The organism is Roseibium aggregatum (assembly GCF_017309185.1).
GTDB classification, from domain to species: domain Bacteria; phylum Pseudomonadota; class Alphaproteobacteria; order Rhizobiales; family Stappiaceae; genus Roseibium; species Roseibium aggregatum_B.
Genome location: NZ_JAEKJZ010000006.1, coordinates 94,283 through 114,261, shown reverse-complemented (window position 1 = coordinate 114,261; position 19,979 = coordinate 94,283). Strand labels below are relative to the sequence as shown.

Here is a 19,979-nt window from a genome sequence, read left to right as displayed (position 1 = left end):
AGTGCTAAACATAAGAAAAGATAAGTAAAAACGATCTCAGATATCGTAAAAAATAACAGGGACAAAAGTATAATATATAGAAATAAAAAAGACATCTATAAATTGATTAACACGTTAAATTAATTGCCGGCTCGTTGAACCGGGAAGCAGCCTTGAAAATGCGGTTATGATCTTTGCCTGTAGAAAACTCTGCGTAAATTCAGATGTTTGGCATTCAGAGCTTTGAAAGGCTGCGCGAGAACATCGTCCCGACGCGACCGCGCGCGGACCTGATCCTGACGAAGAACGAAAGCCACCGCATCGCGAAGGTCGCCCTGCGCAAGATCTGACCTGGGCTCTTTAAGAAGGTCCTGAAACGAAAACGCCCGCGGAGGATTTCTCCGCGGGCGTCTGGTTTTGAGGGTGTCGGCCGGTCTTAGGCGGCGCGCTGGGAGGTGAGTTCGCGCACCGTGTTGAGGAAGTCGGTGACCTTGCCGCGCAGGTCGGTGGCGTTGTCTTCGAGTTCTCCGGCTGCCAGGTCCACGGTATGGGCGGCTTCCTTGGTGTTTTCCGCCGCGCTCGACACGCCCTGAATGGTGTTGCTGACTTCCACCGAGCTTTGCGACGCCTGCTGGGCGTTGACGGCGATCTCCTGGGTCGCCGCTCCCTGCTCGTCAACGGCGGACGCGATCGAGGAAGCGATCTCGTTCATGTTGTTGATGATCGTGGTGACGGAGCCGATGGCGCTGGCCGCCTGTTCGGTCTCGCCCTGGATGGCGGAGATCTGGCTGGAAATCTCTTCCGTCGCCTTGGAGGTCTGGTTGGCCAGTTCCTTGACTTCCGCCGCGACGACCGCGAAGCCCTTGCCGGCTTCTCCGGCCCTTGCCGCCTCGATGGTGGCGTTAAGCGCCAGCAGGTTGGTCTGTTCGGCGATTGCCTGGATCAGCGTGACCACCTCGCCGATGCGCCCGGCGGCCTCCGACAGGCCGTGCATGCGCTCGTTGGTGGCTCCGGCTTCCTCGGCCGCCTTGGCGGCGATTTCGCTGGAGGACTGCACCTGGCGGCGGATTTCGTTGACGGATGCGGAGAGTTCCTCGGCGGCGGCGGCCACGGTCTCGACATTGCCGGAGGCCCGGGTCGAGGAGCTTGCGACGATGCCGGATTTCTCGGTGGTCTGCTCCGCGCCGGTCATCATTTCCGAGGACGACGCCTTCAGGCGGCCGACGGAGTTCTCGATGATCTGCATGAGGCCCGTGATCTGGGTGTCGAACTCCTGGCTGCGGTCGCGGATCTGCTCGCCCACCCGGGCCGCGGCTTCGCGGGCGGCCAGCTGCTCGTGCTCGAGCGACTTGCGGGCGGTTTCGTTGGCGACGAAGACCTGCATCGCGGCCGCCATCTGGCCGATCTCATCGCCCCGGTCCGCGCCGTCAACAACGACATCCGTGTTGCCCTCGGCAAGCCTGTTCATGTTTGCGGTCAGTGCACGCAACGGACGAACGGTTTGCCGTATGGCCGGGACCGCGATACCGATGGCAACGATCGCGCCGATAATCGCAAGCGCGATCAGCGTGGTCGCGGCGCTCCAGTAGGAGGCTTCCAGGTCGTCGACGTAAACGCCCGTTCCGATCATCCAGCCCCAGGGAGCGAAGCCGGCGCCCCAGCCATATTTTTCAATCGGCACGTCGCTGCCTGCGCGCGGCCAGAAATAAAGCAGCTCGCCACCGCCGGCCTTGGCGCTGTCGATCAGTTCCACGACGATCTTGACACCGGTCTTGTCGGTGAAGCCGCTCATGTCGGTTCCGACAATCTTCGGATTCGGATGCACCAGGGCCATGCCGTTATAGTCGTAGGCGAAAACGTAGTTTTCACCTTCGTAACGCATCGCCCCGATTGCCGCGCGCGCGGCCGCCTGTGCCTCGTCCCGGCTCATCTCTCCGGATGTTTCAAGGCCATGATAATACGCGGCAATGGAAACCGCGCTGTTCGAGATTTCCTCGATCTTCTGGAGCCGCTCGGCGAACATTGCCCCATAAAGGCTGTTCAGGCTCACAACGCAGATTGCTGCTGTGAACAATAGGATTGTTGCGACCGGTAGTGAAATTTTCCAAGTGATGGGCCAGCGTGCGAAAGACATGTGAGTCGTATTCCTCTCGAAAAAACTACGAAAGGATTGCCCTAAACAATTGACCAAACACTTAAAAAGCCGAGGCTCTTGCGGAAATTTTTGCGCCGCAACAAGAATCGCAAAGCCAACTTACGTAATATTGGCGGGATCAAACCGTCAATTTATGTAGAAATACAGATTCGGTAATTGGTTCCACTATCTGCGAGCACAAAAGACATCCCGCAACCCGGGTCGCGACCAGGTCGCGTTCTGAACCTGGCCTCTCAGCACGTGGCCCTGCTCTTCGTAGTGAAAGCTGTTGGCGCTGCCTCTGCGTTGCAGCGTGACGGCACCATATCCCATCTCCGAAACCGTGGCGGTCTGCCCGTCGGGGGAAAACACGACGTTCAGGTCGATACCCGCGGTGCAGAGGTAATCCGCAACATTTGTCCGGGCGGTCTGTTGCTGCTGCGGAAAAAGCGGTTGATTGCCCGCGCCGACATTTCCGGGAGGAACCGGTCCATTGGGAAATCCGCCGTTGTTGAACTGGCCGTTCTGGAGACCATCCTGACCCAACGGTGCATTGAAGCCGCCGGCGGGTGCACCGGTTCCGAAATTGGCGGGACCCTTGAACACCACTTCCCGGAACGGTGTTCGCGTCACATAGATCCCTCGGCACTCGCCACCGGCGCCCCTGACGCTCCAGGCATGGGAAACATAGGTCTGCTGCTCGAGGATCTGACCGGGCTCAAGCCGGGCATAAGGCCGTTCTCCCCCCCGGTAGTCGATCCAGTTGACCTCGATCGGCTGCCGGCTCGTGTTGCGGAAGACGATGGTCCCGGGACGATTTGCTTCCAGAGAACGGATACGGCCAAGTTCGCTGCAGGACCGGTCTGAACCAGGTTCCTCGCCATACGCCTCGTCCGAAACGATTTGCTGCGGCAGGGCACAGGTTGCAACGAACAGGCGAACCGGATTGGCGCTGCCTTTGAGAGAGACCTGATAGGCCGGCATGCCTTCGACGGTGACTGAAAGCTCGGATTGGCGGATCAGGGCTTCCCAGAGCGGATCGGTCATTTCAAGGCTGACTTCTGGAAGCGACACGCCGGCTCCGCCCTGGCTGGAAGACCCGAAGGCGCCGTAGCTGTTTGAAAAATCGCCGGCTGTGATCTGAACCGTCTGGGGCATGCCTTCCACAAGGCCGGCGGGGGCCTGCTGAAAGGTCACCCGGGCCAGACCGGATTGCGTATTGCAATCGGCCCGGAAGTCCCGGTCGTCCGTTTGCGGAACCGCGTGTTGCAGAAAGGAGGCCGATCCGGGCTGGCTTCCCGGTTCGGCGAGCCACTGACGGTTTTCGTTTGCTGAAATCAGCCGCGGTTCCGGGTTTCCGTCACCGCTGGACAGGCGGTCGCGCACCATGGTTTCGAAATTGCCGGGCAGAGCGGCGGTATCCGTCCCCGCTGAACCGGGTGTGGAGATCGGGGTCTCGACTTCCTCCAGCGGCCTCAGACCGCCGGAACCTGAAGGAGAACTGTCTCCGGCGGTTGCCGGGGTGTCCGAATTTGCGGGTGCCGCGGCGGTTTGCGCACCGGCCGGCGGCGTGGATGTAGAGGAGGACGGCGGTGAGCTTGTGGCGGGCGCGCTGGTGACGGGGCCGGCTGCGACACCCGAGCCGGTGCCGACGATCCGTGCCGCCGCGCCCGGTTTGCCATCGTTGGAGACATCCACGACAAGGGTTCCGCCGCCACACAGGTTGGCGTCCCGGTGAAGGACGCGGCTGTTTTCCAGGGTGACTTCCAGCTTTACGTCGCACGGTGGCGGCGCACTGCCGCTTCCCAACGTGTCGATCACGACCCCGTTTTCATCGCGGCTGATGATCGGCCGGTATTTCTTGTTTACCGTAATCGACCGGATTCCGGGTTCTTTCGGCTCCACGTTGATTCTGACCGTCTCCGGGACGGATTGGCCAAGCGCGGTTTCCCCGGACATCAGCAAGAGAGCGCTGCAGACCGTGAGCCAGCCGGTTTTCATTTTCGGCGCGCAACGCGCGTAAGCAGCAGCAAGCCGCATGAGCGATCTCCATTGGAGCGCAAAGGAACCGTTTACGGATTACTTAGGCAAAGTGGCGTCGAAAGGGCAACCCTGCACCCCTTACGAAACGGTGAAATCGGACTGGCGAACCGGAAGTTCGCGGCGGGAACGGGCAACCCCCGGCCTGTCAAGGTCAGCGCGGTGCCCGCTTGGCAAGAATCCTCTGCAGGGTCCGCCGGTGCATGTTCAGCCGCCGGGCTGTCTCCGAGACGTTGCGATCGCACAGTTCGTAGACGCGCTGAATATGTTCCCACCGCACCCTGTCCGCGGACATGGGGTTTTCCGGCGGTTCAGCCTTGTCTTCGGGCTTGCGTTCCAGGGCGGCGACGATTTCGTCCGGATCCGCAGGTTTGGCCAGATAGTCGATGGCGCCGAGTTTGACCGCGGTCACCGCGGTGGCGATGTTTCCGTAGCCGGTGAGGACAATCGCGCGGGCGTCCGGACGTTTCTGGCGGATCTGTTCGATGACGTCCAGCCCGTTGCCGTCCTCAAGGCGCATGTCGACGATCGCAAAGGCCGGGGCATTTTGGCTGATTTTGGACGCCGCGTCCCGAACGCTGTCGGCCGTTTCCGGAACAAATCCGCGTTTTTCCATTGCCCGCGCCAGCCGTTGCTGGAAGGGCTTGTCGTCGTCGACGATGAGGAGGGTGTTGTCCCCCGAAGCATGCGATGAAGTCATCTGATCCGTCATGTCGTGTTACCGGTTTTATTCTTACGTGCTTTTTCGCAGGCCGGATGAGAGCACTGGACACAACCTGCCTTTCCCGTCACTTATCTCCGTTATGGGGTGAAAAAGGTGTTTCGTCTACTCCACTTTCACGTTCGAATACATCTCTTGGCCAGCTCACACGAATATTGGCGCCCTTGAGTGGCGGCGTCTGGTTATCCAGTTGCAGCTTGGCGCCCGTGCGTTCCAGAAGGGTCTTGGCAATGAAAATGCCGAGCCCGAGCCCTCCGCCGCTTCCTTTTTGAAGCGATTTGCCTCCGCGTACCGACACATAGGGGTCACCGATCTTGCCCAGAACGTCGACGGTGAAGCCCGGTCCGTCGTCCCTGATCGAGATCGAAAGTGTCTTCTCGTCCCAGCTTGCCGAGATATCGACGTCGGAATTCGCGAAATCCACCGCGTTCTCAAGCAAGTTTGTGAGTGCGTAGCGGATTGCCGCATTGCGGGTGCCGACCGGCTCGGGACCTTTTCCCCGGCAGGAGGCATGCAGCGCGACACCGGTTCCCCGATGCGGATCGATGATGTCCTCCAGCAGTTGGGAAACGGGCATGCGCTGGTACGTCAGGTCTTCCTCGCTCGACAGGCTGGTGAGTTTCTGGAGGATCTGGCGGCAGCGTTCGGCCTGCGAGCGGATCAGCGCCACGTCTTCTCCCCGGTGGTCGCCGGGTTCGAACTCGTCGCTCAGTTCCTTTGCCACCAGATAAATGGTTGCCAGAGGCGTGCCGAGCTCGTGGGCGGCAGCCGTTGCGAGGCCGTCCAGCGCATTCAGATGCTGCTCACGGGCGAGCACCAGTTCCGTCGCGGCGAGCGCATCGGCCAGCAGACGGGCTTCCTCCGCGACCCGGAATGCATAGATCGCCATGAAGCCGAGGGTCGAAACCAGCGCGATCCAGATCCCGACGGAATAGACGACGGGCAGGTTGAAGTCCTCGTCCGATGACCAGGGGAGCGGCAGGTGGAAGACGGCCAGCGATGTGGCGCATAAGGTCGCCAGAATTCCGAGCACGAACGTGTAGCGGGCCGACAGGCCGGTGGCGGACACCATGACGGGTGCCATAAGGAGGAAGGCGAAGGGATTGCCGAGACCGCCGGTGAGAAACAAAAGCCCGCTCATCTGCAGGATGTCGTAAGCCAGTTGCAGCGCCGCGGCGCGCTCCGACAGGCGCATGGCCGACGGCCAGCGGACCTTCAGGAAAATGTTCAGCCAGGCGGACAGGGCGACCATGGCAAAGGCCGGGCCGGCCGGAAGCGGGTAGCCAAGTCCCACATAAACGACCAGAAGGGCGGCGGACTGGCCGCCGACCGCGAGCCACCTGAGACGGACAAGCGTATCGAGTTTCAGCCGTTGGTGTGGCAGGGTTATGTTGGAGGTCGGTTGATCGGCCATTCTCTTCCCGGATGCTAGAAGTCACGCGGATCGCCTGATCCGGCCACCCGGCAGATAGGCAAGCCACCGGTTCCGGTACGCGCTATGCTTCGTTTAAACGCTGACCTCGCGCCGTCAAGCCATTCGTCCGGTTTCAAATTCGCGCCGAATTGGTCGCAGGTCTTGTGCCGGCCATGTGTAGATGGTAGCCAGCCGCAGACAAGGTTGTCCGGATTACGCGGGCCGGCGGCCAGCCGGAGGGACTCAAGGGTTTACCCCAAGCACTCTTCATTTCAGATCAGCACCGCGAAACGGAATGAAAAGATGACCGATACCAACGAGGGCGGCGCTCAGCCGCAGGCGGAAAACGCCCCCGCACCAGGCATGCATATTCTTGGCCAGTACATTAAGGATCTGTCTTTCGAAAATCCGAATTCGCCCCGGTCGCTTGGTCAGGGCGACCAGCCGAAGCTGGATATCAACGTCAACGTTGGCGCCCAGCAGATGGGAGACGACCAGTTTGAGGTCGTGCTGACGCTGACCGCGAAGGCGGAACGTCCCGACATGGTGATGTTCAACGTCGAACTCGTCTATGCCGGCCTGTTCAAGATCACCGGTGTGCCGAAAGAGCACATGCATCCTTTCGTCATGATCGAGTGCCCGCGCATGATTTTCCCGTTCGCACGCCAGATCCTCTCGGACGCCACCCGCAACGGCGGCTTCCCGCCGCTGCTGCTCGACCCGATCGACTTCGCCCAGCTCTACCGCCAGAACATGGCGCAACAGGCCGCCGCCCAGCAGGCCGGAGCCGAACAGAAGCCGAACTGAGTTCCGCCAGGTTTTAGAGTTTGAAAACCCGTGCCGGTGAAAACCGGTGCGGGTTTTTCGTTGACGGCTCGGGTGTGTCAGTCAACCTCGAATTCCGGATCGACCGGCACCTGCAAAGCCGTCACGAGGCCGTTGGTCATGGAGGCCAGCGCGATGATCTGCATCAGTTCGCCGTGTTCCTCTTCGCTCATGCCCTTCGCGCGCGCGGCGGCCGTATGCGAATGGACGCAGTAGCTGCAACTGTTGGCGGCGGAGACCGCAATATAGATCATTTCCCTGGTCTTGGGGTCGAGCGCTCCAGGTACCGCCATGACCGACTTCAGATGCTCCCAGGTTCTCTTGAGACCCTTGGGATCGTTGGCCAGGGCGCGCCAGACATTGTTGATGAAATCCGATCCCCTGGTCGCGCGAATGTCGTCGAAGACGGCCTTGACCTCGGGAATGGCGTCAGCCTCTTCGTCCGTCAACAGCTTCACGGTTGCCATGTTTTATTCTCCGAATTTCAATAAGTTTCCTGTTGGGTCCGGCCCGTCGAAAACCGGCACAGTCAGGCCTCCTCCAGAAGCTCCGTCCAGCTTTTCGGATTGTCGCCGGTCAGCGGGTTTTTCGGCGAGTGCCGATAGCGGATGGTTTCCATGCGGAAGGTCCGCGCGTCGAACATCATCAGGCGCCCGGTCAATCCTTCGCCGGTACCGGTCAGTTCCTTGATCGCCTCCATGGCCTGCATCGCGCCGACGATGCCGGTGAGAGCGCCGAGAACACCGGCCTCCTCGCAGGTCGGCAACAGTCCGTCGCGCGGTTTTTTCGGGAACAGGCAGCGATAGCTCGGGTTCGGTTCGCCCTCCGGTCCTGTCTCGAACGGCTTGAGCGTCGTGATAGACCCGTCGAACTGGCCGACCGCGGCGGTCACCAGTGGTTTTTTGGCAAAGAAACAGGCATCGGACACCAGATAGCGGGTATCGAAATTGTCCGAGCCGTCGACGACGAGATCGTAACCGGAGACGAGCGCCATGGCGTTGTGTCCCGCGAGACGGGTCGGATGCGGTTCGACCTTCACATTCGGGTTGAGACGGGCAATGGCTTCGGCGGCGCTGGCGACTTTCGGTTCCCCGAGCTGGTCCGTGTCGTGGATCACCTGCCGCTGGAGATTGGAAAGGGAAACCGTGTCGTCGTCGACGATGCCGAGCGTACCGATCCCGGCGGCGGCCAGATATTGCAGCACTGGGGCGCCGAGACCGCCGGCGCCGATCACCAGCACACGGGCTTTCTTGAGCTTCTGCTGACCGGCGCCGCCGATCTCTCGCATGACGATATGGCGCGCGTAACGTTCGAGTTCTGCGGGAGATAACATCGGAGACCTGTTTTGTGGACTGTCCGGTAGATGAGGTGACAACGGGGGCGAGGTCAACCTCCGGTGCGAACGGTTTCCCCGCTCACCCCAGGATCTTGCTCACCAGCCGGGCCGTGTAATCCACCATCGGAATCACGCGCGCATAGTTCAGCCGGGTGGGGCCGATCACCCCGAGAACGCCGACGATGCTCTGGTTGCTGTCCCGGTAGGGCGACACCACCAGAGAGGAGCCCGAAAGCGAAAAGAGATTGTTCTCCGACCCGATGAAGATGCGCACGCCGTCACCCTTTTCGGCAAGACCCAGGAGCTGGATCAGATCCCGCTTGCTTTCAAGATCGTCAAACAGCAGGCGGATTCGTTCCAGGTCCTCGACCGCGTCCAGATCGGTCAGGAGGTTGGAGCGGCCCCGCACGATCAAGGTGCCCGGGTCGGACATGGTCTCGCCACCCCAGACGGCCAGGCCGGTGTCGATGACTTTCTGGCTCAGTTGATCGAGCTCGGCCTGATCCGCGTCCCGTATCTTTTCGAGTTCCGTGCGGATTTCGGAAATCGTGCGGCCCTGGATGCGTGCGTTCAGGTAGTTCGTGGCCTGGACAAGGGCTGACGAAGGCAGGTCCGCGGGCAGTTCGACCACACGGTTTTCGACCGAGCCGTCTTCGCTGACCAGGATCACGAGGGCCTTTTGCGGTTCGATCCGGACGAACTCGATATGTTTCAGCCGCATGTCCGTCTTGTGGGTCAGGACGACACCGGCGCCCATGGAAAGACCCGACAGCATCTGGCTGGCTTCGGTAAGCACCTGTTCGCTGGAATGGGCTTTCCGGGAAGCCCGGACCTGAACCTCTATCTGGCGCCGGTCGTCCTGGGTCAGGTCGCCGACTTCCAGAAGCGCGTCGACGAAAAAACGCAAGCCGACCTCGGTCGGCAGCCGACCGGCGCTCGTGTGGGGCGAATGGAGAAGGCCGAGATGTTCCAGGTCCGACATCACGTTGCGAACGGATGCGGGTGACAGGGACATGGCGAGGTTCCGGGATACGTTGCGCGATCCCACCGGCTCTCCGGTTTGAAGATAGGTTTCCACAATTGAGCGGAATATTTCGCGGGATCTCTTGTCTAGATCGCTGAGACTCAAGGTATGTTCTCCGGCGGTTTACCGCATATCGAACAACGAAGGTTGTCTGTACCTTTAAGATATAGGCGCAAATTGGGGTCTAAGTGAAGCTGGGCCTTTACGCCGGAGGAACTTGGGGTCTACAAGGCCTTCGGAATTCATCGGGAAACAGCGCCGGCACAGGCGAAAGTGAAAGGAATTTTCATGCGTCCGTCAAAACGCGCAGCAGACGAGCTGCGTGCGGTCACTCTGGAACGCGGTGTGTCCAAACATGCGGAAGGGTCCTGCCTCGTCAAGTTCGGCGATACCCATGTCCTGTGCACGGCCAGCCTCGAGGAGCGGGTGCCGCCTTGGCTGCGCGGTCAGAACCGCGGCTGGGTGACGGCGGAATACGGCATGTTGCCCCGGGCGACGGGCGATCGCATGCGGCGCGAGGCGAGCGCCGGCAAGCAATCCGGCCGGACCCAGGAGATTCAGCGCCTGATCGGGCGTTCCCTGCGTGCCATCGTCGATCTGGAAGCGCTGGGCGAAGTTCAGATCTCCGTGGACTGCGACGTCATTCAGGCGGACGGCGGCACTAGGACGGCATCGATTACCGGTGCCTGGATCGCGCTGCGTGACTGCATCGAGTGGATGAAAGCCCGCGACATGGTGACCAGGGATGTGCTGACCGACCACATCGCGGCGATTTCCTGCGGCATCTACGAGGGAACGCCGGTTCTCGATCTCGATTACGCGGAAGACAGCACCGCGGAAACGGATGCGAATTTCGTCATGACCGGGTCCGGCGGCATCGTCGAGATCCAGGGAACGGCGGAAGGCGCGCCGTTCTCGGAAGAGGAATTCGCGCAGTTGCTGGGTCTGGCGAAAGGCGGGATCACCCGGCTCGTCGACCTGCAGAAAATGGCGATACTTTAAGGAATGGCGACAGTGGGTCACCGTAAACTAACCCCCGGCAAACTGGTTGTGGCGAGCCACAACAAGGGCAAGGTGCGGGAAATCGTGGATTTGCTCAGACCATTCGGTTTCGAAGTGGTCTCCGCGTCGGATCTCGGGTTGCCGGAGCCGGAGGAAACGGGCCTGACCTTTGAAGAAAACGCTGCGCTCAAGGCCGTTGCCGCCGCGAACGCCTCCGGGCTTCCGTCGCTGGCCGATGACAGCGGATTTTGCGTTGCCGCGCTGAACGGCGACCCTGGAATATACTCCGCGCGCTGGGCGGGTCCCGACAAGGACTTTGCCATGGCCATGCGCACGATCGAGGAAAAACTCCGGTCCATCAAGGCCGAAACACCGGAGCAGCGCCGCGGTTCGTTCGTTGCGGTTCTGTGCCTTGCCTGGCCGGACGGCCATCAGGAACTGTTCCGCGGAGAAGTTGAGGGCGAAGTCGTCTGGCCGCCGCGCGGGACGCAGGGTTTCGGCTACGATCCTATTTTCCAGCCGGATGGTCATGACAGGACGTTCGGCGAAATGCCTTCGGAGGACAAACACGGCTGGAGCATCGACACGCCGGCCTTGTCGCACAGGGCACGTGCGTTTCAACTCTTCGCAAAAACCTGCCTCGAAGGATAAGCCGGCGATGCCTGGGGCGACAAACGGCGGTTTCGGGATCTATGTCCATTGGCCATTTTGCGCCGCCAAATGCCCTTATTGCGACTTCAATTCCCATGTTCGGCACGAGCCCGCGGATCAGGTGCGGTTCGCGGCGGCGCTTGAGCGGGAACTGTCCCACTTTGCCGATCTGACAAAGGGAAAAACGGTTCAGTCGGTCTTTCTGGGTGGCGGAACGCCATCGCTCATGGAGCCGGCCACGGTCGAACGTGTCCTGAACGCCGTCTCGAACCTGTGGTCGCTCGACCCGGATGTGGAAATTTCCATGGAGGCGAACCCGACCTCCGTGGAAGCGGAGCGGTTCAAGGGATACCGCAGCGCCGGGGTCAACCGGGTTTCCCTCGGAGTGCAGTCGCTCATCGACGCCGATCTGAAGATGCTTGGCCGATTGCACGATGCGCAGACCGCGCGCGCCGCGATCGAAATCGCCCGGGAAACCTTCCCGCGCCTGTCCTTCGACCTTATCTACGCCCGCCCCGGACAGACGACCGGGGACTGGGCGGCGGAACTGAAGCAGGCCATCGCGCTCGCCGCGGATCATCTGTCGCTGTACCAGCTCACGATCGAGGAAGGGACACCGTTTTTCGCGCTTCATCAGGCCGGAAAGCTGAAAGTGCCGGATCCCGATCTTGGCGCCGCCTTTTACGAACTCACCCAGGACGTGACGGCGGAGGCCGGCTTGCCGGCCTACGAGGTTTCAAACCACGCGAGACCGGGCGCCGAGTGCCGCCACAATCTGGTCTACTGGCGCTACGGCGACTATGTCGGAACCGGGCCCGGCGCCCATGGCCGGCTGACGGTCGGGCCGACCCGGCTGGCGACAGCCACCGAACGTCATCCGGAAACCTGGCTGGAAAACGTCGAACGCTCCGGTCACGGCCTCGTGGAGAACATGGGCCTGTCGGAAGAAGAACAGGGTGACGAATTCCTGCTCATGGGTTTGCGGCTTACCGAGGGCATCGATTTGTCCCGTTATGAAAAACTGGCCCACAGATCCATCGATCCGCGCCGCTTGCGCGACCTTCTGGAGCACGGAATGGTGGAAGAACTGGGGGAAAACCGCGTCCGGGCGACACGGGAAGGTTTTTTTGTTCTCGATGCGGTGGTCGCCGATCTCGCCGCTTAGCGCAGCAAGAAGCCTCGGGAAAATTTTTCTACCGGTTTGATTCACATACCCATTCCACAATGGTGCGTCGCAAAATAATTCGACGCCAAAACAAGTTAACCTGCAGAAATTAAGCGTTAGGCGGGCACCGTTCTATCAATAAGCAGTATTGCTTACGGCATCCGTCGTGGTTATTCTGTTGCGATGCAATAGACGGTGCCATAACACGCGAGCCGATGCAGGACGATCTTTTGCCGGGGGACAGGCAACGGTTGCGCAAACAAAGGAGAAGCGCCTTTGCCCTTTTATCATCTTTATGAATTGAACCATGCGGCGATGGCGCCGGTAAGAGCGCTTGCCGACATGACGCGGCTTTATTTCCAGAACCCGCTCAATCCGATGACCCATACCAGTTTCGGCCGACAGGTCGCGGCAGGCTGTGAGGTTCTGGAGCGAACGACGCGGCGCTACGGCAAGCCGGAATTCGGCTTGAAGGAAACCTCCGTGGGCGGCGTACGGGTGCCGGTGCGCGAAAGCACCGTCTGGAGCCGCCCCTTCTGCGACCTGATCCGTTTCGAGCGCGGTGTGACGACCCAGCGCAACGACCCGAAGATCCTGATCGTCGCGCCGATGTCGGGCCACTACGCGACGCTGTTGCGCGGTACGGTCGAGGCGTTGCTGCCGAACGCCGATGTCTACATCACCGACTGGATCGACGCCCGCATGGTGCCGGTTCAGGACGGCAAGTTCGATCTGGACGACTACATCGACTACGTGATTTCGATGCTGCATTTCCTTGGACCGGATGCGCATGTGCTCGGCGTCTGTCAGCCGTCCGTGCCTGTTCTGGCCGCTGTCGCGGTCATGGAGGAGCGGGATGACCCTTACGTCCCCTCCACGATGACCTTGATGGGCGGCCCGATCGACACGCGGGTCGCGCCGACGGCGGTCAACGACCTGGCGGTCTCGAAGGGGATCGACTGGTTCAGGACGAACGCCGTCATGAAAGTGCCCTTCCCGCACCCGGGCTTCATGCGCGACGTCTATCCGGGCTTTCTGCAACTGTCCGGCTTCATGAGCATGAACCTGGATCGCCATGTCACGGCGCACCGGGACTTTTTCCAGCATCTCGTCGAAGGCGACGGCGACAGCGCGGAAAAACACCGTGATTTCTACGACGAATATCTCGCAGTCATGGATCTGACGGCGGAATTTTATCTGCAGACGGTCGAGACCGTGTTCATCGAACACGCTCTGCCGAACGGTACAATGACGCACAACGGCCTGCCGGTGGATTGCACGAAGATCACGAGAACCGCGCTTTTGACCGTCGAAGGCGAAAAGGACGACATTACGGGCCGGGGTCAGACCCGCGCGGCTCACGACCTTTGCACCAGCCTGTCCGACGACATGAAGGCGCATTACGAGCAACCGAATGTCGGTCACTACGGGGTGTTCAACGGATCGCGCTGGCGCGCGGAAATTGCCCCTCGGGTCATGGATTTCATTCGCACGCACCGTGCGGACCGGCGCAAAGCCGCCCCAGCCACCAAGGCCGCTGCACCGGCTAAGGCCGCGAAGGAGCAGCCCGCGCAGAAACCTGCCGCACCGGTAAAGACAGCCGCAAAGGCCAAGGCCAAGCCTGAAAAGGCCGGATCCCTGGAAGAGATCCTGTTGCGGAAGCCGGACGGTGTCGCCGACGACCTCAAGGCGATCAGCGGTGTCGGGCCGAAGCTGGAATCCACTCTGAACGGCGCCGGGATCTTCCACTATTGGCAAATCGCATCGCTGACGGACGAGCAGATCGAAGCGCTCGACGGCAAGCTCGACTTCCGGGGCCGCATTGCGCGCGACAAGTGGATCGAACAGGCCCGTCAGCTGTCCGAGACGGTTAGCTGACACCGGAGATTTGGATGCGGCGAAAATGTGATCGGTCGTCCGGGTAACGGCACCGACTGAAAATCGCCAAAAAAGACAAAGCATTAGAACCGGCCGCGGGAAACCCGGCCGGGTCTTTTTCGGTTTTGCGTTTTGTGTTGAACATCACAAATCCTTGAAGCACGCGGCCAAAGTCCCCACCTGATCTGTGTGGATGTCTTTAATGGATAGGACGATGACAACGACGAGAAGTTGCATGATCAAGCCGGCCTGGACGCCGGCGACAATCGGTCTGATGGTGTTGGGATTCGTGGTTTTCTGGCCATTGGGTCTCGCCATGCTGGCCTACATTTTGTGGGGTGACCGTTTCGAGGGCATGGCCCGCGATGCGAGAAACCAGTGGCGGAACAGCCCGATGAAGGGAGCATTCGATCAGATGTCAAACACGGCAGGATATGCCCGCACGGGCAATGTTGCATTCGACGATTACCGCGAACGCGAGTTGAAGCGGCTGGAGGAGGAACGCGCGAAACTCGACGCGATGCGTGCCGACTTCGACGATTTCCTGAGAGAACTGCGCCGGGCGCGCGACCAGGAAGAGTTCGACCGTTTCATGGCCAACCGTGGCCGCCCCTCGGGTGGTGACGCCACCGCAATATAACAGTCCCGACTTCCCGAGCCGTCCCCGGACGGCCTGACCGAGAGCGGCGCCGTCAAAAAGCGCCGCTTTCGTCCGTTTGGAGGCTTGGAAGACTTGAAAATGTTTTAGTCTAGGCCGAAACCGATGATTCGTTTGGACCCCTGCCGCCCATGCTGATCCGCCCGGACAAAAAACGACTGCCTGAGCATATAGAAATCGAAACGGACACGAGCGCGGTGCGGATCCGCCTCAGGTCCAACCCGCGCGCGCAGCGTTACCTGTTGCGCCTGCCCGCAGACCGTTCCGGCCCCGTTCTGACCGTTCCGAAGGGCGGCAACGCGGCGCGCGCCGAGCGCTTCGCCCGCCAGCATATCGATTGGCTGATCGAGCGCCTCAAGGACCGCCCCGATCATGTGGCCTTCCGTCCGGGCGATATCGTGCCTGTGCGCGGCCAGGACCATGAGATCGTTCCAACGGGACGACTGCGCGGCCTGATTACAGCCGGGCAGACGGAAGACGGATTTCCCGCTCTCTTCGTGCCGGGGGACGACGATCATATCCCGAGAAGGGTAACGAGCTGGCTGAAGGAGCAGGCGCGCACGGATCTGACGCAACGGGCCGAGAACCATGCCAGGACCATTAACAAGAAGATCGCGGCCATCAGCATTCGTGACACCAAAAGCCGCTGGGGCTCCTGCGCGGCCAACGGCCGGCTTTCCTTTTCCTGGCGCCTCATTCTGGCGCCATCCGAAATTCTCGACTACGTCGCGGCCCATGAGGTCGCCCATTTGCAGGAATTGAACCACTCGGACCGGTTCTGGCGCCTGTGCGCGCAACTGGCGCCCCAGACACCGACGGCGCGCGTCTGGCTGAAGGAAAACGGTCTCCATCTGCACGGTTTCGGGTAAAGCGCGGCCGGTCCGGGCTCGACGGGATGGCTTTGTTTTCAAAGCGCTTTCAAGATATCCGATTGCAAAATTCTCGAATTGGCCGTCCTATTCCCCTTGGGAAGTTGGGAGCCAATTCATGCATGAAATTTCGCTCAGGTCTGTCAAACGCAGTTGTCTCGGTCTCCTGACCGGCTTTGGAATATTGATGACCGGCGCGGCGATGGCCGACAGTTGCTGGAACCACAACGGGTCCATCATGCGCCTTCAGGCGCAGGGCAACCAGCGTTGGCTGTCCTATGAGGTGCCACGTCAGGCCCTGCGTAACTCCGGTGTGCAACGGGGAACGCTGTTGTTCAACGGCGTGAAGAACGGCAACTGGTACTCCGGCACGGCGCGGGTCTTTTCCAGATACTGCCCGGGCAATCCGCTTGAATATCATGTCGAAGGCCCGGTCCGGGGCGACCAGCTCCAGGTCACGGTGACCGGAACCCGCGAAATCTTCAAACAATGCCGCCCGACCGGGCAGTACACCACCGATACGCTGGTGTTCACCTACAGCCACAAGTGTTGAGAGCTTCGCTATTCCCCGCGCCCGTCTTCCTGTGAGAAGGGTCGGGGTCGGAAACTCCTGTTGTTTAGAACAGGCACCTACCCGCCGCCGAACAGGTTTCGCAGAATGTTGAGTGGGCCCTTGCGTTCACCGGCCGGCCTGGCGCCGCCGACCCCGCCGCCGATGGATCCGGGCGGGACAGGGCCGCCGGTCGAGCCGGGGCTGCCTGACGGTGCGGCCGCGGGGGTTCCGGAAGCGGGTTTGGGTGGCGCGGTGGCACTGGGCGGCCGATGCGGAACGCCCGGCAGATCGGCGACCGACAGGTCCTTGTGGGCCGCATTCATCACGTCTTTCCACACCGTGGCGGGCAGACTGCCGCCGGTTGCCTTCTTGGTCGGTGAATTGTCGTCGTTGCCGAACCAGACGGCCGTGGTCAGGTTCGCGGTGTAGCCTATGAACCAGGCGTCGCGGAAATCCTGGCTGGTGCCGGTCTTGCCGCCGGCGGGCCGGCCGCCGTCGAGGCGGGCCTTGCGGCCCGTGCCGGTCGAAAGCGTTTCGGCCATCATGACGTTTATCTCTCCGACCTGCTTGCGTTGCACCACGCGCCCGCGGCCGTCGCCCGCGCGCGAGTAAAGCGTTTTGCCGTCGACGGTCTTGATCCGGCGGATGATGTGCGGCAGGACGCCGTAGCCGCCGTTGGAAAACGGCACGTAGGCGCTCGCGATTTCCAGCGGCGTGACTTCAGAGGTGCCAAGGGCAAGCGACAGGTTCTTGTGCAGGTCGGATTTGATCCCAAGTCTCGTCGCGGTGTTGGCGACCGTCCCGGCGCCAACCTCATGGGCAAGCCGCACCGCGACCGTGTTGAGCGACAGGCTGAGCGCGCGGGTCAGCGTGACCGGCCCATAATGTTCTTTGGTGTAGTTCTTCGGCGACCACCCGCCGATGGTGATCGGCTGGTCCTGACGCACGGTTTGCGGCGTCATGCCTGCTTCGAGCGCGGCGAGATAGACGAACGGCTTGAAGGAGGAGCCGGGCTGGCGCTTGGCATAGACCGCCCGGTTGAACTGGCTTTTCGAGTAGTCGGCGCCACCGACCATCGCCTTCACGGCGCCGGCCGTGTCCAGCGTGACGATGGCTCCCTGGCTGACGCCCAGTTTCTGGCGGTTCTCCGCCAGCGCGGTCCGCAACGCCTTTTCGGCCGCGTTCTGCAACGTGGGATCGATCGTGGTGTCGACGATGATATCGCTTTCGATCGAGCCGACATAATGCGGCAGGACATCCATGACCCAGTCGGCCGCGTAGTTTTTGCTTGCCGTCGTGTAGCGGCGGACGACCTTGGCAGGGGCCGCGAGCGCATTCTTGGCTTCGTTTGCGGTGATGTAGTTCTCGTCATGCATCGCCGCGAGCACGAGCTGGGCGCGTTCCTCGGCAAGGTCCGGATTGCGTGCGGGAGAATAGCGGGTCGGCGCCTTGAGGAGACCGGCGATCGTGGCGGCCTCGGCAACGGTCAGCAATCTGGCGGATTTGCCGAAATAGCGGCGCGCGGCGGCATCCACCCCGTAGGCGCCGGCGCCGAGATAGACCCGGTTGAGGTACATCTCCAGAATTTCGTCTTTCGAATATTCCGATTCCAGCCAGAAGGCGAGCACCAGTTCCTGGATCTTGCGTTTCAGGGTCCGGTCCGGCTCCAGAAACAGGTTCTTGGCGAGCTGCTGGGTAAGCGTCGAGCCGCCCTGGGTCAGGCGGCCCGCCGTCACGTTGGTAAAGAGTGCTCGGGCCAGCCCGATGGGATCGACGCCGAAATGGGACCGGAAACGGCGGTCCTCGATCGCGATGACAGCATTCGGCAGATAGGGAGGAAGCTGTTCGAGCCGCACGGCTTCGCCGCCGGTATCGCCCCGGTTGGCGATCAGCTGGCCGTTGGCGGCAACGATCTTCACATTTGGTGGCCGGGCCGGAACCTGCCATTCGGAGGTTGGCGGCAGATAGGCGGCGTAATACCCGACGATGCCGGCCACGACGAGCACACACCAGATGCCGAGCACCGCGCTCCAGTAGAGGCCGCGCTTCAGCCAGCGTCCAAGCCTCAGCGATGTTCTGGTTCTCTTTTTCGTGCTGCGCCGCTTGGCGCCCGAGCGGCCACCGGAGCCTTTGCGGGACCCGTTTTTGCTGGATTTCGGACGCTTGGAAGCAGAGGTTTTTTTCGCCGTAGAGGATTTCTTCTGACCGGACTGTCCGGTTTTGCGGGACTTCGGTTTGGACGTGGACTTGCCCGACGGCGCGGCCGGCCGGTCCTGCGGCTCGAGACGCAGGTCGAGAAGGCTGCTGCCGTTATCCCCAAATGTAGGCTCAATCCGCTGCCGGCGTTTCGCCTGAGGCGCCATTGATCATCCGTCCCGTTTCGATCCGGCAACTGCCGGTATCCCCGGTGATGATCCTAGATTGAGGCAATTTAAGGGGGCGTTAAGATATCGGCCCTGACCCGGAAACAAATCCGGAACACCGGTGGAAGGTCTCCGCCGGTTTCCAGAACGTGTCGCGTGGTGCTCTAACTGGCGTAACGGCCCGCGTCGGCGCCGTAGTAGTTCACATACCGCGTGTTGAGCTCGGACACCGGCATGATGATGAGCACGTCCGTGGTTCCGAACTGATGGTCGACCACCGCGCCGTCTCCGATAAAGGCGCCGAGACGGAGATAGCCTTTGACGAGTGGCGGGAGGGAGCGCAACGCTTCCTTCGAGTTGACGGCGTCCTTGGGCAGCCGGTTCATCTCGACGTAACGGTCTTCGACCGCGCGGACGCGCCACTCTTCCGGTGCGCGGGCATTGTGATGCAGGAAGGAAAGCTGACCGGCGACGGCATCCGGATTGGTGCCTTCAATCGAGGCGCAGCCCAGCATCACGTCGACCTTGTAACGCAGAACATACGACCAGATGCCGTGCCACAGCAGTTCGACGATTTTTTTGGTCCGGTAGGGCTTGAGCACACAGGAGCGGCCGAGCTCCATGAAGCGCTTGCCCGGATTGGCGTCGATCAGCTTCTGGATGTCGTATTCGCCCGCCGTGTAGAAACCGCCGTGCAGGTCCGCCACGTCCTGGCGCAGGATCCGGTAGGTCCCGACAATCTCGGGCTTCAGGCGACCGAGCTTGTTGCGCTTCAGGGATGCGTGGTCGACCACGAGAAGATGGTCGCAATAGGCGTCGAAGGGATCCGCGTCCCGGCGCGTCGCGAGCGTATGCGCATCGGCGATCGCCGACATTTCCTCGTAAAAGACCTGGTAGCGCAGGCGTTGGGCCTTCTTCACTTCCTTGAAATTCCGCGCCAGGCGAACTTCAAGGGTTCCGATTCGGCCAAGTGTTTCCGGGGTCTTGACCGGCGTGCGAATGGCGCGATCCGGTCGAGCCAGGGGTGCGAAGGGCATTCCCGGACGCATCGCGGGAGTAAACTTCCGTACCAGTTTTCGCGGAGAAAACAGCCCTTGCCGCATTATGGACATTCCACCCTCTTGTCGTCCCTTTCGCGCGTCAAAAGTGCCAAGACCTTGAGCGCTAGAGTGTTTCCGGTGCCATTTTGTTTTGCCGGAGTACTATACCCGGCCATGGGTTGGCATTCTTCGAGTATGCCGTAGAGCACAGTAATCCGACAACTGGATGACACCCAGCCTTTTTCCACCGGCGTCTGCCGCACGGTGCTCCGGCCCGGGGCACCGTCCTGTAATATAGGTAATGTCGGCGGGGGATAAAGAGTGCTG

17 protein-coding genes and 1 pseudogene are annotated in these 19,979 nt (G+C 61.3%); 9 read left to right on the top strand and 9 right to left on the bottom strand.

Features of this window, described 5'->3' with window-relative positions; translation table 11 throughout:
• Nucleotides 1–230: 230 nt before the first annotated feature.
• A pseudogene (locus JF539_RS27935) lies at nt 231–329 on the top strand (type I pantothenate kinase); the annotation flags it as partial.
• An 86-nt stretch (nt 330–415) separates the two neighbouring features.
• Here the strand turns inward: JF539_RS27935 and JF539_RS22375 are convergent.
• From JF539_RS22375 to JF539_RS22360, 4 genes are all read right to left on the bottom strand, one after another.
• Nucleotides 416–2,029: a methyl-accepting chemotaxis protein gene (locus JF539_RS22375; RefSeq protein WP_209017513.1), complete on the bottom strand. Its 1,614-nt coding sequence runs from the start codon at nt 2,027–2,029 to the stop codon at nt 416–418.
• A gap of 270 nt (nt 2,030–2,299) precedes the next feature.
• On the bottom strand, nt 2,300–4,153 hold the full coding sequence (locus tag JF539_RS22370) for a hypothetical protein (RefSeq protein WP_207142974.1): 1,854 nt from the start codon (nt 4,151–4,153) through the stop codon (nt 2,300–2,302).
• Nucleotides 4,154–4,307: 154 nt separating this feature from the next.
• Nucleotides 4,308–4,853, bottom strand: coding sequence for an ActR/PrrA/RegA family redox response regulator transcription factor (locus JF539_RS22365; protein WP_419247698.1), 546 nt, complete (start codon nt 4,851–4,853; stop codon nt 4,308–4,310).
• Nucleotides 4,854–4,941: 88 nt separating this feature from the next.
• A complete protein-coding gene (locus tag JF539_RS22360; protein ID WP_207142972.1) occupies nt 4,942–6,288 on the bottom strand; it encodes an ActS/PrrB/RegB family redox-sensitive histidine kinase in 1,347 nt (448 codons plus the stop codon).
• A gap of 303 nt (nt 6,289–6,591) precedes the next feature.
• On the opposite strand from JF539_RS22360, the gene secB reads away from it, so the two are divergent.
• Nucleotides 6,592–7,095 carry a protein-export chaperone SecB gene (gene secB, locus JF539_RS22355; protein WP_207142971.1) on the top strand — a complete coding sequence of 168 codons (504 nt, stop codon included), beginning with the start codon at nt 6,592–6,594 and terminating at the stop codon, nt 7,093–7,095.
• A 77-nt stretch (nt 7,096–7,172) separates the two neighbouring features.
• Here secB and JF539_RS22350 read toward each other — a convergent pair whose 3' ends face one another.
• The 3 genes from JF539_RS22350 to hrcA form a co-directional block, all read right to left on the bottom strand.
• The gene (locus tag JF539_RS22350; protein WP_207142970.1) at nt 7,173–7,580 is read right to left on the bottom strand and encodes a carboxymuconolactone decarboxylase family protein; all 408 of its coding nucleotides are present in this window, start codon (nt 7,578–7,580) and stop codon (nt 7,173–7,175) included.
• Between the two features lie 62 nt (nt 7,581–7,642).
• Complete coding sequence (locus JF539_RS22345) at nt 7,643–8,446, bottom strand: HesA/MoeB/ThiF family protein (RefSeq protein WP_207142969.1); 804 nt, start codon at nt 8,444–8,446, stop codon at nt 7,643–7,645.
• 82 nt (nt 8,447–8,528) lie between these two features.
• Nucleotides 8,529–9,578, bottom strand: a complete 1,050-nt coding sequence (gene hrcA / locus JF539_RS22340) for a heat-inducible transcriptional repressor HrcA (RefSeq protein WP_207142968.1) — start codon at nt 9,576–9,578, stop codon at nt 8,529–8,531.
• Nucleotides 9,579–9,761: 183 nt separating this feature from the next.
• Between hrcA and rph the strand changes: the two genes are divergently transcribed.
• The 7 genes from rph (at nt 9,762) to JF539_RS22305 (ending at nt 16,249) form a co-directional block, all read left to right on the top strand.
• Complete coding sequence (gene rph, locus JF539_RS22335; protein ID WP_207142967.1) at nt 9,762–10,475, top strand: ribonuclease PH; 714 nt, start codon at nt 9,762–9,764, stop codon at nt 10,473–10,475.
• A gap of 12 nt (nt 10,476–10,487) precedes the next feature.
• Nucleotides 10,488–11,126 (top strand): RdgB/HAM1 family non-canonical purine NTP pyrophosphatase, encoded by a 639-nt coding sequence (gene rdgB, locus JF539_RS22330; protein ID WP_207142966.1) that lies wholly within the window; start codon nt 10,488–10,490, stop codon nt 11,124–11,126.
• A gap of 7 nt (nt 11,127–11,133) precedes the next feature.
• Complete coding sequence (gene hemW / locus JF539_RS22325) at nt 11,134–12,291, top strand: radical SAM family heme chaperone HemW (protein WP_207142965.1); 1,158 nt, start codon at nt 11,134–11,136, stop codon at nt 12,289–12,291.
• 276 nt (nt 12,292–12,567) lie between these two features.
• A complete protein-coding gene (gene phaZ, locus JF539_RS22320; RefSeq protein WP_207142964.1) occupies nt 12,568–14,169 on the top strand; it encodes a polyhydroxyalkanoate depolymerase in 1,602 nt (533 codons plus the stop codon).
• A 214-nt stretch (nt 14,170–14,383) separates the two neighbouring features.
• Complete coding sequence (locus tag JF539_RS22315; protein WP_209017511.1) at nt 14,384–14,809, top strand: DUF2852 domain-containing protein; 426 nt, start codon at nt 14,384–14,386, stop codon at nt 14,807–14,809.
• A gap of 149 nt (nt 14,810–14,958) precedes the next feature.
• Nucleotides 14,959–15,696, top strand: coding sequence for a M48 family metallopeptidase (locus tag JF539_RS22310; RefSeq protein WP_207142963.1), 738 nt, complete (start codon nt 14,959–14,961; stop codon nt 15,694–15,696).
• Between the two features lie 118 nt (nt 15,697–15,814).
• Nucleotides 15,815–16,249, top strand: a complete 435-nt coding sequence (locus JF539_RS22305) for a hypothetical protein (RefSeq protein ID WP_207142962.1) — start codon at nt 15,815–15,817, stop codon at nt 16,247–16,249.
• A gap of 77 nt (nt 16,250–16,326) precedes the next feature.
• Here the strand turns inward: JF539_RS22305 and JF539_RS22300 are convergent, their stop codons facing one another.
• Nucleotides 16,327–18,612, bottom strand: a complete 2,286-nt coding sequence (locus JF539_RS22300) for a transglycosylase domain-containing protein (RefSeq protein ID WP_207142961.1) — start codon at nt 18,610–18,612, stop codon at nt 16,327–16,329.
• A gap of 164 nt (nt 18,613–18,776) precedes the next feature.
• Nucleotides 18,777–19,649, bottom strand: coding sequence for a GNAT family N-acetyltransferase (locus tag JF539_RS22295; RefSeq protein ID WP_236042619.1), 873 nt, complete (start codon nt 19,647–19,649; stop codon nt 18,777–18,779).
• Nucleotides 19,650–19,979 lie beyond the last annotated feature (330 nt).